The sequence below is a fragment of the Amygdalobacter nucleatus genome, assembly GCF_029167365.1.
Taxonomy (GTDB): domain Bacteria; phylum Bacillota; class Clostridia; order Saccharofermentanales; family Fastidiosipilaceae; genus Amygdalobacter; species Amygdalobacter nucleatus.
Genome location: NZ_JARFNM010000001.1, coordinates 809416 through 825493 on the forward strand (window position 1 = coordinate 809416; position 16078 = coordinate 825493).

The following is a 16078-nucleotide window of genomic DNA, read 5'->3' on the forward strand; positions in this document are numbered from 1 at the left end:
AGGTCCTTATGAAAGATGCCAAAGGAAAAATAAATCGCATTATTGGTTCCGTTATAGATGTTGAATTTGCTAGTAATGAAGCAGCTGAATTAAAAGAGGCACTTTTGATTCCTGCCAATGCTTTACATGGGCAAATTACTTTGGAGGTTATGCAGGACCTCGGAAACGGCTCAGTTCGTTGCATCAGCTTAAATGCAACCGATGGCTTGAGTCGCCAAGAATTTGCAATTGCAACTGGAGCTATGATCACAGTACCTGTAGGTCCAGAACTATTAGGTCGTATGCTTGATGTTACAGGTCAGGCTATAGATGGCTTAGGCCCAATTGAGAGCAAAGAAAACTGGCCAATTCATAGACCAGCTCCAGCTTATTCAGTCATTGATGAGAAAATTTCGGTACTTGAAACAGGTATCAAAGTTATTGATATGCTTGTACCTTACTGTAAAGGCGGTAAAATCGGTCTATTCGGTGGTGCTGGTGTTGGAAAGACAGTTTTAATTCTTGAGTTAATTCGTAATATTGCGCATGAACATGGTGGCTATTCTGTTTTCACTGGTGTTGGTGAGCGTTCACGTGAAGGCCAAGAATTGTGGCAGGAGATGCGTTCATCTGGTGTTAGTAAGAACACAGTTATGACATTTGGTCAGATGAATGAAACACCAGGTGCTCGTATGCGTGTTACACAGACTGGTTTGACGATGGCTGAATATTTCCGTGATGTCGAAAACAAAGATGTTTTGTTCTTCGTCGATAACATCTTCCGTTATGTGCAAGCTGGTTCAGAAGTTTCTGCTCTGCTTGGTCGTATTCCTTCAGCCGTTGGTTATCAACCAACCTTGGCTAATGAAGTTGGTGCTTTGGAGGAACGTATTTCTTCAACAGCTAATGGTTCAATTACCTCTATTCAAGCTGTTTATGTGCCAGCTGATGACTTGAGTGACCCAGCCCCAGCAACAACCTTTGCGCACTTGGATGCTATCACAGTTCTCAGCCGTTCTATTGTTGAATTAGGTATCTATCCAGCTGTTGATCCGTTGCAATCATCATCTCATATTTTGACAGCCTCTGTTTTGGGTGAGCAGCATTATCAAGTTGCTCGGCAAATTCAGAAGATTTTGCAACGTTACATGGAATTGAAAGATATTATCGCAATCTTAGGTTTGGATGAGCTTGGCGAAGCTGATAAAGTGTTGGTGCAAAGAGCGCGTAAAATTCAGCGTTTCTTATCTCAGCCGTTCTTTGTTATGCAAGAATCAAGTTCATATCCTGGTCGCTATGTTAGATTGGCCGATAATATTCGTTCATTCGAAGCAATTATCGGCGGTGAATGTGACGAGATCCCAGAACAATGCTTCTTTATGAAGGGCGATATTGATGATGTTTGGCAGGCATACAAGCAGTTGTAAGGAGGAAGCATGGCGGGAAGTAAATTAATGCGCCTGACAGTGGTAACGCCATATCGGGAATTTATCAATACCGAATGTGATTTGGTTGAGCTGAATACCTATTCTGGCAGTGTCGGTATTATGTACGGCCATACACCAGTTATCATGGCTCTTACCCCAGGCTTATTACGTTATCGACAAGGTAATGCTTACAAAAATGCCTTTGTTTCTGCTGGCTATGCAACAGTCCATAAACATATGGTGACTGTGATTGCTAACGCAGCTGAATGGCCAGAAGAAATTGATGTTGAGCGAGCTAAAGCAAGCTTAGAACGCAATCTAGATAAATACAATAAAGCTGAATCAAACCTTGTTAAGGTGCATGCTAAGCACGCTATGCGGCGGGCAAGAGCACGTATCCATGTCGCAACAACCTATAAAACTAATTAATTCAAAGTCTGTTTTTCATGTGTCATTAGAATTTTCTGGACAGCAGAAAAGCAGACTTTTATTTGCTATCGTCAAAATATCGCCATGCTGTAACGGACAAAGATAGAGTTCATTATCAAACAGGCTTTTAGGGTAACTGTTGGTTATTACATTTGGACCTAAGTAGACGTAGCTTTTACCTCGTGAATTTAATTCTAATTTTTGACCAGCAGCAAATTCTCTAAAGCTTAAAGCATACTTACCCAGTATGTAATCGTAAGTAAAGGTTAATTGCCAGGCCCATAAATCAGCAAAATAGATGTCGGCTAGACCCAATTGACCGCTTATCCTAGTATTAGGAAGCAGAAAGAAGCAATCATTTATATCACTTGATTGCGCTTTTAATTCATTGTTCATTAAAGCATAATAGTCACGTTTGGTTTGACTTTGGCTTAAAGCAAGTAACTTTTGGTAGCAACTTTTCGTTAAGCAGTAGAGCATAGCTTGTTTAAAGAAAATATTCATGTTTGTTCATTACCAATTTTAGCTAAATAACTGATTAGTTCAGGCCAAGTGTCACTGTTTATATATGTGTATATTTTTGTTAGATCAACCTCTGTATGCATAGCTTTTTTACGCATGAACAGACCTTTGACATTCTTTGATTGATAATTCATATATTGCTGCAGATTTTTTAAACAGAATTGAATCAATTCATCTAGCTTATCTTGAACTTGGCGTTGATAATCTTTTAGAATTGGAGATGTATCTGTAACGTAAATGTCAGTTTGAGCCTGCACAGCATAATTTGTTTGGATTGTATTTATTTCTAAATTTTGCTTGTTACTAACTTCTAGCGGCAACAAAACTAAGTACCAGCGATGTTCTTTGACTGAGAAAAAGATTCTATCTCTGTCGAACATAATTAAGTTTGATAGATACCAAGCTGCTTGATTGCACAACACTAATTCTAGACATAAACCTAAGAGCTCACAAAGTAATTGCAATGTGAACTTACGCTGATAATTAAAATCATAGTCAGCTACACAGATAAGATTGTTGATGTTAGCTAAACAGTTTTGCTTATTTAGCTTCTTAAAGCCTAAAAATTGCCAATTGAAACAACAGGGGATTGGCCGATTTTGCTTGTTAATTAGATAGGCTAATTGGGTGTGACTAAAACTTAATTCAGGCGGAATGCTTAATAGCAAATAGCGATTTTCAGCCAAATCTATGTTGCGCAAATTTATAGTTTGATATTTGACAAGCCGTAAATTTTGTTTGCTTTCTTTAGGATAAGTTATTGCATTAGCTGCCGTCTCTAAAGACGACAGCTTAGCAAGCTTTACCTTATGAATTGGAGTAAATAGCGCCATTTTTACCACCTTCTATACACCAGGTTTCAAGCTATCAAAGAATGAGCGTTCACCAAAGACAACTTGAATTAAGCTATTTGCATATTCACGTAAAGTTTTGTTGAAAATTAAGGCTACTGCGATAATGACAGCAATGACAATTACAACTTCAATAACCGCCGAACCAGCTTCAGCTTGCTTAAGGAGACATGTTTCGCTTTTACTTAGTCTTTGCTTGTATTGCTTTACTTTTGAACTTGCTTTGGCATACAAATTTCGCATTTGAGATTTAAGAATTTTCATAATATTTATCCTTTCAATGAAATAATATTTTTCTTACCACTCGTGGCCACCAAGTGTTAATAGACTAAACTAGGAATAACAGGCGCTAGTGTTATCAAGATCACGGCCATCAAGTCGAGAATCATTGGTAAAACAAAGGCTGTTTGTTTTTTGCTTTGAGCTTGCTTATGCTCAATCAATGCGTTTACAAATAGTTGTTCAGTTTGCTCACTTAAGGCAGCTAAGCTCATTTGATCGCCATTACTTATGTAAGCATGAAGGGCGCTAAAGTAACTATTGAAACTAAAATTAGCGATACTATCTGCCCAGTTGAAAAACAGCTTGTCAATTGGCTCACCTAAAAGTGCATGCTGCCAAAAATAGTAGAATTTTTTGCAAAGTGGATCTTTATTACTCAACAAATTTTGTAACTTGGCAAAGCTGTTGATTAAGCTATAGTTATTGCGTAATAGCATAATTAAGAGACTAAAATCCCATGGCAACAGTTCCAGGAGAAGCAGCAATGTTTTTTGACATTTACTTTGTAATTCTAAATCTTGTAGGTAAAATACAGCAATCGTTAAAGGAACGCTGAAATAGATTAGACGAAAATCAAGTAAACTTAACAGAAGTAAACTAGCCAAACTAAATACAACTGTTTGGAGCTTAAAGGCTAAATAGTTAATTAGCAGAATTTGTTTGCTTAGTAGAGCGGAATTACCATTTGTACTTTCTTTTTTATTTTCTAAGGCTGTACATATCAATAGATTACGCTTTAATTTTTCAATATAGACTAAGGGCAAAATTTGTAATAGGTTCGACCAGCTACGTTGAATGATTGCACAAAAGAATGGATACACATGCTCGTTAATATTGGGCTTATGCTGATTATGGGCGTGCATGAATAAGTAAAAAAGTAATAGAGCAGATGCCATGATACAGATGAAAGCTAAGGTCGATAATAAAGGACCAGGATTTGTGGTGAGCGCTGGGGCAAAGAAATCTGTTTGCGCAAAACGTAATATATAGATGATGGCAAAGGGCATTAATAGAAGTATACAAGCTTCCATTTGCTGCTGAGCAGCATTTGCCCGAATTTCTTGATCCATATTGGCTTTAGCTTGCATGTTTTTAGCAAAAACTTGACTAATTTTGAGAAGCTGGTTACTTAAAGCCATGCGATCATTCAGAATTGTAAAATAGTTATGAGCGTAGCGATTTGGGAAAAGACGCAAAAATTCACTTTGCAAATCATTAAGCGTCCAGCTATTAGATAGAGCTTGGCAAAGCTGTTTTAACAGTTCTGAAAAGGCTGACTTTTCACCGTAAAATTTACATAGATGCTCACTTAAAATTAAAATGCTATTTTCAAACGAAGTGCCGTTATGCAAGAGGGATATTAGTTCTTTCAAAAAGGCAAGAAAGGCCTGCTCATTTAAACACAGCTTTTTCAAACTGCAATAATGATTGATCAACTTGAATAAGGCGATAGTGAGGGGAATGGCTAAAATAAAGACTATATTTATATTTAAAAGAAAAGGCATCAACAAGCAACAACTAATAATATAAGCTAACACAAAATTAGTGACATAGATACTTTTATGTAAGCGTAAAACAGGACTAATTTGTTCAATTGCAGGCTTGGAGCTATTTGCTGCATCGAATTTACTTTTTTGAAATTGCCAATTTAAATCTAATATAAAATAGATCACGTGTTTGTATATGTGTCTCAAATTAGCCATATGCTTATTCCTTTCTAATTTAAGCAGCTACATGCCAATTAACCACTTTTTTGTTATTAATTTGCTTGGTTTGTTTTTGCATTTCGGCTGTATAACTGTAAATTGTCTCCATGATGAATTCGTTATCTCTAAAATCAACTAATTTTTCGATTTTACTGACATGCCGAAAACCATCAGCTTCACGCTGTATAAACACCAAATAGTCGATAGATGCGGCTAAAGTTTTTTGAATAGCCTCATAAGGTATCTTGCTATGGGCAAAGATTAAATTGCTTAAGCGATAAAGCATGTCGAGGCAGGAATTACTATGTCCAGTTGATAAAGCACCAGGATGACCAGTATTCATAGCATTTAACAGATCTACAGCTTCTTCACCTCTAACTTCACCAACAATCAAACGATCTGGTCGCATACGTAAAGCCGCTTTAATCAAGGTGCTTAGGTTGATAGCTGTTTGCATATCATTGTTCACACGTTGGGCTTCTAGGCGCACGAGATTAGGCACGTTTTGTAACTGTAATTCACAGGCATCTTCGATTGTGATTACACGCTCAGAACTAGGGATTGCAGCTGACAGAATGTTTAGAAGGGTAGTTTTGCCACTACCAGTACCACCACAGATAAAGATACTCTTTTTAGCTTTTACCGCCGCTTCCAAAAAAGCCATATATTTTTCTGGAATACCCCTCTTTTGAATGTAATAGTTACGGTCAGGCTTGATATTGGTGAATTTACGGATATTGAGAATTGGTCCATCTGGTGAAGCAGGTGGAATAACAGCGTGCGCACGTGAACCATCTGGCAAACGTAAGTCGGCAATTGGATAGCTATGGTTCAACGGCCGATTTGCCTTAGAAAACCAATAATCTAACAGCTCACGATAGGCTTCTTTACTGTCAAATTTAAGCTCACTAGGGTAGATTTGACCGCCGCATTCATAAAATATTTCATCATAGCGGTTGACCATGATTTCTGAAATACTTGGATCGCTTATAAGGGCTTGTAAAATATCAAAGCCTCTGATTTTGTCGTAAATCTCTTGAATAATTTGTCTCTGTTTTGGCAAATCTAATTGATAATCAAGAAAAATTTTGCTAGCCACTTGATTGATTTTTTGCCAAAGCAATTGCCCATCCAAACTGTGTACTTGCTTAATTTCTTGATATAGAGCTTGCCTAATACGCTGCTTTAGCCAATTGACATCGACAGCTTGTTCGTTATTAGCTTGTTGATTATAAACTTTGTGATGTTGCTTTCTGTTTTGAATTAGTGTTTGGAAGAAATTTTTAATTTGCATAGTAAGCTCCAATCTCTTAGTTCAGCGAATCGATAATGTTCACTTTGCAGTTACTAGAAAGTAGACTCTGGCAATGAGCCCAGTTGAAGGCACTACCATAATGCAAGTTAGAGTCTATGAGCTTGGATTGCACATATATCTCTTGCGTGTGTTTTAAGCAACTTATACTAGCGCCTTCGTTAGGAAGACCAATTTGACAGACGAGGTGATAAGCATTAGCTTGGCAATAATTAGTTAGACTTTGCCAAAAATTTTGCCAATGGACTTTGTCAACTTCGGAGTTTGGGTGGCTGCTAATTTGCATAGTGTTATTTAATATTGTTGTGTTGTTGAGCTTAGTTGCTTGTAAATAGTTTGACCAATCAATTTCACTAGCTTCTGCAAAACTATAATCAAGCCAGACATTGCGTGCAGCTTGGGCGTTAGTTAGTGGACGCAATTTTTCAGCATATTCAAGTGGATCTACCAATGGAACATAGATACAAGCAGCCGAAATTTTTTGACATTCTTGGCAGAGTGATAACAGACTTTTATTCATAGCTTGAGAATATGGAAAGTTCAAGAAACTGCTAAACATAATCTTATTCGTTTGCTTAAACAAGCTGTTTAATTTGGCTTGGATAGTTTGCCAGCTTGAATATTTATGAATCAGCGTATCTTTGGGCCAATTAGCTAATGAAACTAAATAATTGAAACCGTCAATAAATGCGTAGGTTTGGGGAGTAAGTTCTTTAACTTCAGCATTAGTTAGGTGTAGGCAATCAGTGTATTCATGGATTGCTAAATAGCGTACACTATTTGTTTGTATTTCAGCTTCTAAGTCATTCAAATTTGCTTCTTCTAAATATTCTGGACAGAAGATGAAAATACTATTATACGTGTCAGCTTGTTTAGCTAATGTCATAAATTTACTGAAATTGGGGCAGAGTGAGATCTTGTACATAGGATAGGATTCGTGTAAGTTCGTCACTAAAATATTGGCATAATCACTTTTTCTCTTAGTAAAACGATTTAAAACGTAAATAGTTTGCTGCATACATACCTCCTAAAGTGGAGCTAGAACTTATCTAGCTGTTTTAAGTTTAATTTAAGTTTCAGCTTAGCAAGTGAGAAATAAAATTCAAAAATTCGCAAGTTCGCGGGGAAAATGTGCTATACTATAAGTTCATGAATATATAGCTATGCAGAAGGAGTAAATATGGCAAGAAGATCTTTTTTGACCTCTGAATCAGTTACAGAAGGCCATCCAGATAAAGTTTGTGATCAAATTGCTGATGCGATTTTAGATAAAATTTATGAACAAGATAATCAAGCACGTGTAGCATGTGAAGTTTGCGTCAGCACAGGCTTGGTTGTCCTGTTAGGCGAAATAACGACAAAATGCTATGTGGATTTTAACCAAATTACACGCGATGTAATTGATCGCATTGGTTATAATCATCCTGAATTAGGTTTCGAGGCTAAGAATGTAGCTATCATTACCGCTATCAAAGAGCAATCTCCAGATATTAGCTTTGGTGTTAGCCATGCAATTAATAGTTGTGAGACAGTTGGTAGTGTTGATGAGCGTAAAGATAGCAAACTGACAGGTGCTGGTGACCAAGGCATGATGTTTGGTTATGCTTCTGATGAAACAGCAGAATTGATGCCTTTGCCGATTGTTTTAGCACATAAGTTAGCTCGCAAACTAGCTGCTTTACGTCATGATGGTGTATATAGCTGGTTAAGACCTGATGGCAAGACACAGGTGACAGTTGAATATGAGGATGATAAGCCAGTTCATATTCATAGCATTGTTGTTTCAACTCAACATTCAGAAGATGTTGATTTAGTAACTATCCGTAAGTCCCTTATTACTAGCTTGATTGAACCGAACTTACCAGCAGAATTATTTGATGATAAGACCGAGATTTACATCAATCCAAGTGGTCGCTTCGTTCTTGGTGGACCAGCAGGTGATTCTGGATTAACTGGCCGTAAGATTATTGTTGATACTTACGGTGGCGTTATTTCACATGGCGGCGGTTCATTTAGCGGTAAGGATCCAACCAAAGTTGATCGCTCTGCTGCTTATGTTGCACGTTACATTGCTAAGAATATTGTAGAAGCTAAGTTAGCTAAAAGAGTAGAAGTACGTTTGGCCTATGCCATCGGCTTAGCACATCCACTCGATGTGACAATTAATAGTTATGGTACTTCAAAGTATAGTGATGAGGCGTTATCTGCTGCTGTCCAAAAAGTTTTTGATTTGACACCAGATGGCATCATCAATGGCCTTAATTTGCGTCGACCAATTTACAGTCAGACAAGTTGCTATGGTGCTTTTGGCCGTACAGACAATTCCTTGCCATGGGAAGTTTGTGATAAAGTTTCAGCTCTACAAGCAGCTTTGCAATAGTAGTTATTATTAATATATCCCCAGCTTCTAGTAAGCTGGGAATTTTTGAATTTTTGAATTAATTTCTTTGCATATTTTAGTTAGTTAGCCTCTACACTAAAGACAGGAGGTTAAGATGGCTAGTTTGAAGTTATGCAAATTTATAGAAAACTTAAAATCATACACTAATTCCTATTGGCAAACTGATACTTGTTATATTTGTAATTTACGTAATTGCACAAACTTATCTGCACCAATAAATTCTAATGGTGGACAGTTAGTAGAGAATATGCAGTTACCTTTTTGTGCTAATTGTTATGCCACACTTCCTTGGCGTATGTGTACGGGTAATGTTTTACAGTTAGCCTGGCGAACTTATGATTTAAGCTGCAATTGTTTAGTAAGCACCTATTATCGTGATGTGATTTGCACTTTAGTTAGGCGTTATAAATTTCACCAAGCAGCTTATTTAGCTAAATTGTTTGGGTATATGTTAGCTCTAACTTATTGGCGTTATCAAAAAATGTTGGAACAAGGAACAATAAGGCCATCTTATAACGATTTGCCTAAAATAGATTATGTAAGTTACGTGCCATTACATGCTGAACGTAAGAAAGAAAGAGCTTATGATCAAGCCGAATGCTTAGCTAAATATTGTGCCAAGGCCTTGAATCTCCCTTGTAAAACAAGTTTATGCCGTATACGTAATACTAGTCGGCAAAGTAGTTTAGCGCATAGAGCCGAGCGTTTGCAAAATGTTAAATCTGCTTTTTCAGTTTTAGATAAGAATAGCGTTTGTGGAAAAAATATTTTGTTGATCGATGATGTTATTTCAACAGGTGCTTCGTTAATGACAGCTGTTCAGGTTTTACAAGCAAATGGAGCTTACGGGGTGCTATGCCTAGCACTTTCCAGCAACTTAAGTGAGCAAATTGTTCATTATATCGACGGACATAATTAATATTAAGCGACTTTTTGGATTATAATACAAAAATTGAAAGCGAGGGACAAAATGGTGAACGGATCAGAAATTTATCTTGATAACAAGCATAAAGCAGAGATATATCGCTTAAAAGCACATGGACAAAGCTTAGCTATTTTAAGTTATGGGGCGCGTCTATTAGAGTGGCTTGTGCCATGTGAAAAAACTGAGGCTAAAACACTTAATTTAGTTCTAAATCATGCTAATTTGCAAAATTATATTGCTGATCCAGCTTATATGGGGGCAGTTGTAGGACCAATTCCTAATCGTTTGAAAAATGCTGAATACTATTTGTCTGGTCAAAAATATAGTCTAAAAGCTAATGAAGGTGCTAATTGCTTACACAGCTCGAATTTTGCTTTTAGCGAGCTTGACTTCGCTTTACGTGAAATAGGTGAGGATTTCTTGCTCTTGGAGCATGTGTTTATACCTGAAGAAACGTTAACAGGTGGAAATCAGTGCTTACAAATTAAGTTCATTTTGCAAACTTGTGAAACTAAATGTCGCCTAAGAATTGAATATAATTTTAGTTCAACGGTTGATACGCTTTGCAATATAACCAATCACAGCTATTTCAAATTATGGAACAAGGAACTTCTTGACCAACATAATTTAAGTGCAGAAGCGGCTTTGGCTAACTTGCAAGTTACTTTGCCAAGCGAATTTTATACGCCGACAGATGAAAATTTGCTTGTTACAGGTGAAGTTAAACCTGTTTCAGAAGCTCCGCTTTTTGATTTTAGAAAAGGCCAAACCTTAGAGGCAGGTTTGGCAGCATTATATTCAACTAAGGCAAGTGGGTATGATCATAATTTCATTTTAGAGCGTGATTATCAGCATTATGATGCTAAAAGTGGACACTATTTTGCTAAACCGGCTGTTTTTAAATTTGTTCCAGCTAATTTTGAATTAAGTTTTTGTAGCACAGAAGCTGCTGCCCAATTCTATACAGCCAATTATTTAGCTTGTGACAAAACAAATACAGGTGAGGAGTATGCAAAACAAACAGCCTTTTGCTTTGAATGTCAGGCTATCCCTAATAGTCCGAGTTTTTCGCATTTACCAGCGCTAAAGTTGAGAGCAGGCGATCAATATAACACTGTAACTGAAATTACATTCAGGGCAAATTAGCTAGATTTAATTCGTTAATTTTTGTGTTATACTAAATACACCGAAGTATCATTGTTTTTGTACCTACACGACTAAAAAGGGAGTTCGCGTCGGTATGGAATATGGTCAGGCCTACTAGTTTAGGAAGACCTAAGGCCATCGTAGAACACCCACCTTGTTTTTAATAGCAGGGTGTCAAAGAGATGAGCTTCGGTTTTTATTTAGTATTTTTTAAGAGAATAAAAGAGAATAAGGTGACTTATGCTAACAGATTTGCAGTCAAAGATTTATTTGCACAATACATATTGCAATCGCAAGGAACAATTCAAGCCCTTACAAGCTGGAGAAGTCAAAATATATGTTTGTGGTCCGACTGTTTATGATTTCATTCATATTGGTAACGCTAGACCGATGATTACATTTGATGTCTTCCGTCATTTCTTGGAATTTGTTGGTTATAAAGTTACCTACATGCAGAATTTCACTGACATTGATGATAAGTTAATCAAGCGTTCACAAAAAGAAAATTGCGAGATGCTTGATATTGCTGAACGCTTTATCAATGAATATGAACATGATAGCAAGTCTTTGAATGTAGAAGATGCTGATATTCAGCCACGTGCAACCCAGACTATACCGCAGATCATCGATATGGTCGGCAAATTAATCGACAAAGGTTATGCCTATGTTGGCAAAGAGGGTGTATATTTCAAAGTTAGATCACTTAAGTCCTATGGTTGCTTATCTGGTCATAACCTTGATGACTTAGTTGGTGGCCAGCGTACGTTGATTCATGATAGTCAGAGCGATAAGCAAGATGATTTTGATTTTGCAGTGTGGAAGTTCCAAAAACCAGGCGAGCCAGCTTGGGAGGCTCCGTTTGGAGCAGGTCGTCCAGGATGGCACATTGAGTGCAGCGCAATGATTCATAAGCACTTAGGTGAACAGATCGATATTCATTGCGGTGGTCAAGACTTGATTTTCCCTCATCATGAAAATGAGGTAGCCCAGTCTATGGCTTATACTGGTAAGCTGTTAGCTAACTATTGGCTACACAATGCGTATATCAATGTTGATAATGTCAAAATGAGCAAATCATTGGGCAATTTCTGGACAATTCGTGATCTGTCTAAGAAGTTTGATTATCGTGTGATCAGATATTTCATGCTCTCAGCGCATTATCGTAGTCCGATTAATTTTAGTGTAGCGATATTACAATCTGCTGAAAAAGCTTTGCAACGTATCGATGAGAACATGGCTAATTATCGCTTCTTACTTTCAAAGCAAAATCTAGCTGAAAAGACTGAGTCAGATGTATTAGCCGAATTAGAGCAACTTGATTGGTCATTTGAATCTGAATTGAATTTCAAAGATTGCGCATATGATGACACGGTACTTGATAAAGCAATCAAGCAGAGCCAGTGCGTTTATATGAACGCCTTGGCTGATGATTTGAATACAGCTTTGGCCATGTCTGAAATTTTTAATTTGATTTATGCTACCAACTGTTATTTGGAACAAGTTAAACAAGTCAATTATGATTTGTTAGCTTTAGCTTTGGCAACTTTGAATTTGTTTGTTAAGTTGTTAGGCATTAACAAAGCTTCGGCTGCAGATTCGGAAATTAAGCCTGAAGTGATGGACTTGTTAGAACAAAGACAGGCAGCACGTGCTAATAAAAATTATGCGTTAGCTGATGAATTGCGTGACAAGTTGAAGGAACTTGGGTATAGCATTAAAGATACCGCGCAGGGACCACAATTGATTAAGCTTGGTGAATAATAATGCAGGTTGGTAATCTTTTGTTAGCATCAGATTGGCAGATTGATTGTCGAGAGATTAATTATGCCAAGTTAGCTTGGCTAGGCGATGCGATTTATGAACTGTATGTCCGTGTCAGTTTGTTTAATGAAGCGAAGAGTAATTTGCGCTTGCATAAGTTGGCTATCGGGTATGTAAATGCGTCATATCAAGCTAAGTTGTTAAATTATTACTTGGATCAGGCTATTTTACAGGCTGATGAAGCCAAAATTGTGCAACGGGCTTTGAATTTCAGAACACATAGCCATGCCAAAAATCAATCATTAGAGGATTACCAGGCTGCCACGGCACTTGAGGTCTTATTGGCCTATCTGTATGTGAATGGTCGGAGTGAGCGTATCACAGAATTAATTAATTTAAGTAAGAAAGTAGACGAAAACTAGTATGTATAAACAGGATAATGAGAGACGAAGAAATTTTAATAAGCAGGATAAGGTTGCCCGTCAGAAAAAGAGTAAATTTTTTCACAGTTCAAAGTATACGAATAATCGTGATTTAAGTCCACAGGCTGAGCATTTGGAGCAAGCACAGCCAGAAGTTGAAGAGAGGCCAGATCGCTTAAAGGGCAGAAACGCTGTCAACGAAGCTTTGAATGCGGGTAGACCGATTGAAAAAATTTGGCTGAATCGAAACTCAAATTTTGATATAGGCTTGCAACGTTTAATTGCTAAGGCTAAAGATACTGGAGCTGTAATTGTTGAGACTGATACTAAGGCACTGGAGAGATTAGCAGGGCGCAATCATCAAGGCATTGTAGCGCAAGTAGCAGTTAAAGATTATTTGGATTTTAACGAACTTTTGGCTAGAGCAAATGATATGCCTGATACTGAAAAAGCTGAGGAATTAGTCATTATTCTAGATCAAATCAATGATCCACATAATCTTGGCGCGGTGCTGCGTGTGGCAGATTGCGTTAAAGCAAGTTGCGTTATTGTCCCAAAGCATAGAGCATGTACTTTGGACATGACAGTAGCAAAGACAAGTGCAGGTGCAATAGAGCATGTTGATTGTTGTAAGGTTGTTAATCTTAGTCAAGCCATACTTAAGTTGAAGGAGAATGGTTACTGGGTTGTAGCTTGTGATATGGAGGGAGAGAATCTCTATACAAGTCAAACTCTAACGAAGCTTAAAAATGATAAGATAGCTATAGTGATTGGAAACGAAGGTCATGGTATTAGCCAAGCGGTCAAAGCAAATTGTGATTTTTGTGTGAGCATTCCCATGTATGGCCATGTAAATTCACTTAACGCTTCGGTTGCAACTGCTATTGTGAGCTATGAAATTAAGCGTAGACGCCAATTTCAGGCCTAATTTTAGCAAGAATAAGACTAAATTATGTTCTCAGCTAGAATTTTCTGCCATTTTGCTTCACTTGCCTAAATATTGTAACTTTGTTCATATATAATATAGTTAACTAAATTTGTTGATGAGGATAAAATGCATTCTAAGTATGATCGTTTAGTAGTGTTTTTAATCGTGGGTGGTAGTCTGCTCATGTTGTTTGGTGCTATATCTTCATTACTTAATTATATTGGTTATATTAATGGTGAAACGAAGCCTAGTGAGAGTGTGCAGGTAAGTGCTGATGCAGTTGCATCCAAGCCACTTGCAACGGAAGTTGAAAGTTTAAGTGATAGCGAGAAGAATGAAAAGAAAATAGTTGATTGTATTATCACGGCCATTAATGATGAACGTAAGGAAGAAGAAGCATATAAAGAAATATTGAAGCTACAATCTGGTAAACCTGAACTTGACTTATTTAAGTCATATGTTGGTTTTTTGCGCATGTTAAGCAAAGGCAAAGTTGTCGGCTACAAACCAGTTTCTGCTGCAGAGACGAAAGCAATTCAACTTGAGATGCTTGAAAATAGTCGTACGAGCCTGCTCGTGTTCAACAAATATAAGTGCTTTAATTTAATTTCGGAGATTAAACCAGAATCTGAAAAGGAAAATAAGCAAGAGAAGATGATTTTGCTTGTTTTGCCGTATATTGATGGAAAATTAGAGTTGAATGAACGACTAATTAATGATTTGGTTGAACCACATTATATCGCGCGTTTGTACGCAGAGGGCCTAAATAATGCTGACCGTAATCTGCTAGCGAATGTACTATATACTGATTTGCCAGATGATGAAGAGTTTAGATTAAATCAGGCGGATGCTTATGTTGATTATTATCGTAAAAACGTTGATGTAAGTGTTGAAAATTTGCAGATTGAAGAAGCAAGACCTGATATGTGGCTGATTTCTTTCCCAAAAAAGTCGGATGGTATTGCCAAAACTAACGCATACAGTGAAGCTATGTCAGATGAGTCAGAAGCGAAAGAAACTACAAGTGGTTCAGAAGCTGTTTCTAATGACGTTGCATTAGAAGTGAAAGCATTCAATTCCTTGCATTTTTCACCTAAATATTTTATACGTTGGCAGATGCATGCAAATCGGCATTATGTTCAATTGTTGAGACGTAGTAACGGCATTGTAGTTGTTGACTATCTGCCTATGCAAAATTTAAAAGGGGCTTGGAAGATCCAAGGCTTAAACAGTGATCATCAGATTGATTTACACGATACGATCAGTTTGAATAACATGAAATCAATATTCCAATTTGATGCTCAGCCTAAGCGATTGCTGTATAACGAAGCTGTTTATAGCGGACTTATCAAGCCTCAGATTTCATATGAAGATCGCGCTGATAAGATTTATTCACATCTTGTAAGTTTTAATGGCACTGGGATGGAGGCTTACAGCTTTGTGCGTCGTAACCAGGTTATGGATAATTTAGCCGTTGATCTTTTGGTGTTAAGTGGCAATAAGTTCAAGACTAATTCGCCAATTCAAATCGGTATGACAAGAGGAGAGTTGTTACGAGCTAATCCTAGTCTGGCTATGTCTGAGTATAAACTGATTTTCGGTAAGACAATTATTGAATTGCACTTCAATAACCAGAGTAAGAGCGGTATTAATATGCGAGTTAGCTCTGCTAGCGACAGATTGACTCATATAATGTATTACAACATTGAGTGGTATCAACAAGATTTTGATTTAGCTAATTTGCATTATGTTAATTGATTATTGCTTTGTCAGTGCTTAATTTTAGCGACATAAATTTTTTTACAAAAAGCCTTGACAAAAAAAGTAAGTTTAATATAATAGATAGTGCTGACGCGCTCGTAGCTCAACTGGATAGAGTGTCTGACTACGGATCAGAAGGTTGTGGATTCGATCTCTGCCGGGCGCATGCTTAAGGACCAAGTTACTTGGTCCTTTTTCTGTGCTTATCTAATGGCATATGGTACAC

At 37.3% G+C, this 16078-nt stretch carries 15 protein-coding genes, 1 tRNA gene and 1 other RNA gene; 11 read left to right on the forward strand and 6 right to left on the reverse strand.

Going from position 1 to position 16078, the window contains the following annotated elements; all coding sequences use genetic code 11:
* The first annotated feature begins 8 nt into the window (after positions 1–8).
* The gene (atpD, locus tag PYS62_RS03670; protein ID WP_066714366.1) at positions 9–1406 is read left to right on the forward strand and encodes a F0F1 ATP synthase subunit beta; all 1398 of its coding nucleotides are present in this window, start codon (positions 9–11) and stop codon (positions 1404–1406) included.
* Positions 1407–1415: 9 nt separating this feature from the next.
* Positions 1416–1835 carry an ATP synthase F1 subunit epsilon gene (gene atpC / locus PYS62_RS03675; RefSeq protein ID WP_066714364.1) on the forward strand — a complete coding sequence of 140 codons (420 nt, stop codon included), beginning with the start codon at positions 1416–1418 and terminating at the stop codon, positions 1833–1835.
* A gap of 15 nt (positions 1836–1850) precedes the next feature.
* Here the strand turns inward: atpC and PYS62_RS03680 are convergent, their stop codons facing one another.
* The 6 genes from PYS62_RS03680 to PYS62_RS03705 form a co-directional block, all read right to left on the reverse strand.
* Positions 1851–2339: a hypothetical protein gene (locus tag PYS62_RS03680; protein ID WP_066714362.1), complete on the reverse strand. Its 489-nt coding sequence runs from the start codon at positions 2337–2339 to the stop codon at positions 1851–1853.
* Positions 2336–3190: a hypothetical protein gene (locus tag PYS62_RS03685; RefSeq protein ID WP_066714360.1), complete on the reverse strand. Its 855-nt coding sequence runs from the start codon at positions 3188–3190 to the stop codon at positions 2336–2338. Before PYS62_RS03685 ends, PYS62_RS03680 begins: the two co-directional genes overlap by 4 nt.
* A 12-nt stretch (positions 3191–3202) precedes the next feature.
* Entirely contained in the window at positions 3203–3472 is a 270-nt protein-coding gene (locus PYS62_RS03690; protein ID WP_066714358.1) for a hypothetical protein, read from the reverse strand.
* 56 nt (positions 3473–3528) lie between these two features.
* A complete protein-coding gene (locus PYS62_RS03695) occupies positions 3529–4863 on the reverse strand; it encodes a type II secretion system F family protein (protein ID WP_156422976.1) in 1335 nt (444 codons plus the stop codon).
* Between the two features lie 349 nt (positions 4864–5212).
* Positions 5213–6490 carry a CpaF family protein gene (locus tag PYS62_RS03700; protein ID WP_066714356.1) on the reverse strand — a complete coding sequence of 426 codons (1278 nt, stop codon included), beginning with the start codon at positions 6488–6490 and terminating at the stop codon, positions 5213–5215.
* Between the two features lie 16 nt (positions 6491–6506).
* Entirely contained in the window at positions 6507–7526 is a 1020-nt protein-coding gene (locus PYS62_RS03705) for a hypothetical protein (protein WP_066714354.1), read from the reverse strand.
* A 162-nt stretch (positions 7527–7688) separates the two neighbouring features.
* Between PYS62_RS03705 and metK the strand changes: the two genes are divergently transcribed.
* The 9 genes from metK to PYS62_RS03750 all read left to right on the forward strand — a co-directional run bounded on the left by metK (position 7689) and on the right by PYS62_RS03750 (position 16018).
* Entirely contained in the window at positions 7689–8888 is a 1200-nt protein-coding gene (gene metK / locus PYS62_RS03710) for a methionine adenosyltransferase (protein ID WP_066714352.1), read from the forward strand.
* A gap of 115 nt (positions 8889–9003) precedes the next feature.
* Entirely contained in the window at positions 9004–9828 is an 825-nt protein-coding gene (locus tag PYS62_RS03715) for a ComF family protein (RefSeq protein ID WP_066714350.1), read from the forward strand.
* Between the two features lie 51 nt (positions 9829–9879).
* Positions 9880–10980 carry an aldose epimerase family protein gene (locus PYS62_RS03720; RefSeq protein ID WP_315574151.1) on the forward strand — a complete coding sequence of 367 codons (1101 nt, stop codon included), beginning with the start codon at positions 9880–9882 and terminating at the stop codon, positions 10978–10980.
* A gap of 25 nt (positions 10981–11005) precedes the next feature.
* Positions 11006–11191: non-coding RNA, 6S RNA (ssrS, locus tag PYS62_RS03725), on the forward strand.
* A gap of 29 nt (positions 11192–11220) precedes the next feature.
* On the forward strand, positions 11221–12741 hold the full coding sequence (cysS, locus tag PYS62_RS03730; protein ID WP_066714346.1) for a cysteine--tRNA ligase: 1521 nt from the start codon (positions 11221–11223) through the stop codon (positions 12739–12741).
* 2 nt (positions 12742–12743) lie between these two features.
* Positions 12744–13163, forward strand: a complete 420-nt coding sequence (locus PYS62_RS03735; protein WP_066714345.1) for a ribonuclease III domain-containing protein — start codon at positions 12744–12746, stop codon at positions 13161–13163.
* A 1-nt stretch (position 13164) separates the two neighbouring features.
* Complete coding sequence (rlmB, locus tag PYS62_RS03740) at positions 13165–14091, forward strand: 23S rRNA (guanosine(2251)-2'-O)-methyltransferase RlmB (protein WP_066714343.1); 927 nt, start codon at positions 13165–13167, stop codon at positions 14089–14091.
* A 126-nt stretch (positions 14092–14217) separates the two neighbouring features.
* Entirely contained in the window at positions 14218–15849 is a 1632-nt protein-coding gene (locus PYS62_RS03745; RefSeq protein WP_066714341.1) for a hypothetical protein, read from the forward strand.
* Between the two features lie 95 nt (positions 15850–15944).
* Positions 15945–16018, forward strand: a tRNA-Arg gene (locus PYS62_RS03750).
* Positions 16019–16078 lie beyond the last annotated feature (60 nt).

Bases quoted from the DNA above. Each gene is read 5' to 3' on its own strand.
- atpD (WP_066714366.1), top strand. From the start codon at position 9: ATGAAAGATGCCAAAGGAAAAATAAATCGCATTATTGGTTCCGTTATA.
- atpC (WP_066714364.1), top strand. From the start codon at position 1,416: ATGGCGGGAAGTAAATTAATGCGCCTGACAGTGGTAACGCCATATCGG.
- PYS62_RS03680 (WP_066714362.1), bottom strand. From the start codon at position 2,339: ATGAATATTTTCTTTAAACAAGCTATGCTCTACTGCTTAACGAAAAGT.
- PYS62_RS03685 (WP_066714360.1), bottom strand. From the start codon at position 3,190: ATGGCGCTATTTACTCCAATTCATAAGGTAAAGCTTGCTAAGCTGTCG.
- PYS62_RS03690 (WP_066714358.1), bottom strand. From the start codon at position 3,472: ATGAAAATTCTTAAATCTCAAATGCGAAATTTGTATGCCAAAGCAAGT.
- PYS62_RS03700 (WP_066714356.1), bottom strand. From the start codon at position 6,490: ATGCAAATTAAAAATTTCTTCCAAACACTAATTCAAAACAGAAAGCAA.
- PYS62_RS03705 (WP_066714354.1), bottom strand. From the start codon at position 7,526: ATGCAGCAAACTATTTACGTTTTAAATCGTTTTACTAAGAGAAAAAGT.
- metK (WP_066714352.1), top strand. From the start codon at position 7,689: ATGGCAAGAAGATCTTTTTTGACCTCTGAATCAGTTACAGAAGGCCAT.
- PYS62_RS03715 (WP_066714350.1), top strand. From the start codon at position 9,004: ATGGCTAGTTTGAAGTTATGCAAATTTATAGAAAACTTAAAATCATAC.
- PYS62_RS03720 (WP_315574151.1), top strand. From the start codon at position 9,880: ATGGTGAACGGATCAGAAATTTATCTTGATAACAAGCATAAAGCAGAG.
- cysS (WP_066714346.1), top strand. From the start codon at position 11,221: ATGCTAACAGATTTGCAGTCAAAGATTTATTTGCACAATACATATTGC.
- PYS62_RS03735 (WP_066714345.1), top strand. From the start codon at position 12,744: ATGCAGGTTGGTAATCTTTTGTTAGCATCAGATTGGCAGATTGATTGT.
- rlmB (WP_066714343.1), top strand. From the start codon at position 13,165: ATGTATAAACAGGATAATGAGAGACGAAGAAATTTTAATAAGCAGGAT.
- PYS62_RS03745 (WP_066714341.1), top strand. From the start codon at position 14,218: ATGCATTCTAAGTATGATCGTTTAGTAGTGTTTTTAATCGTGGGTGGT.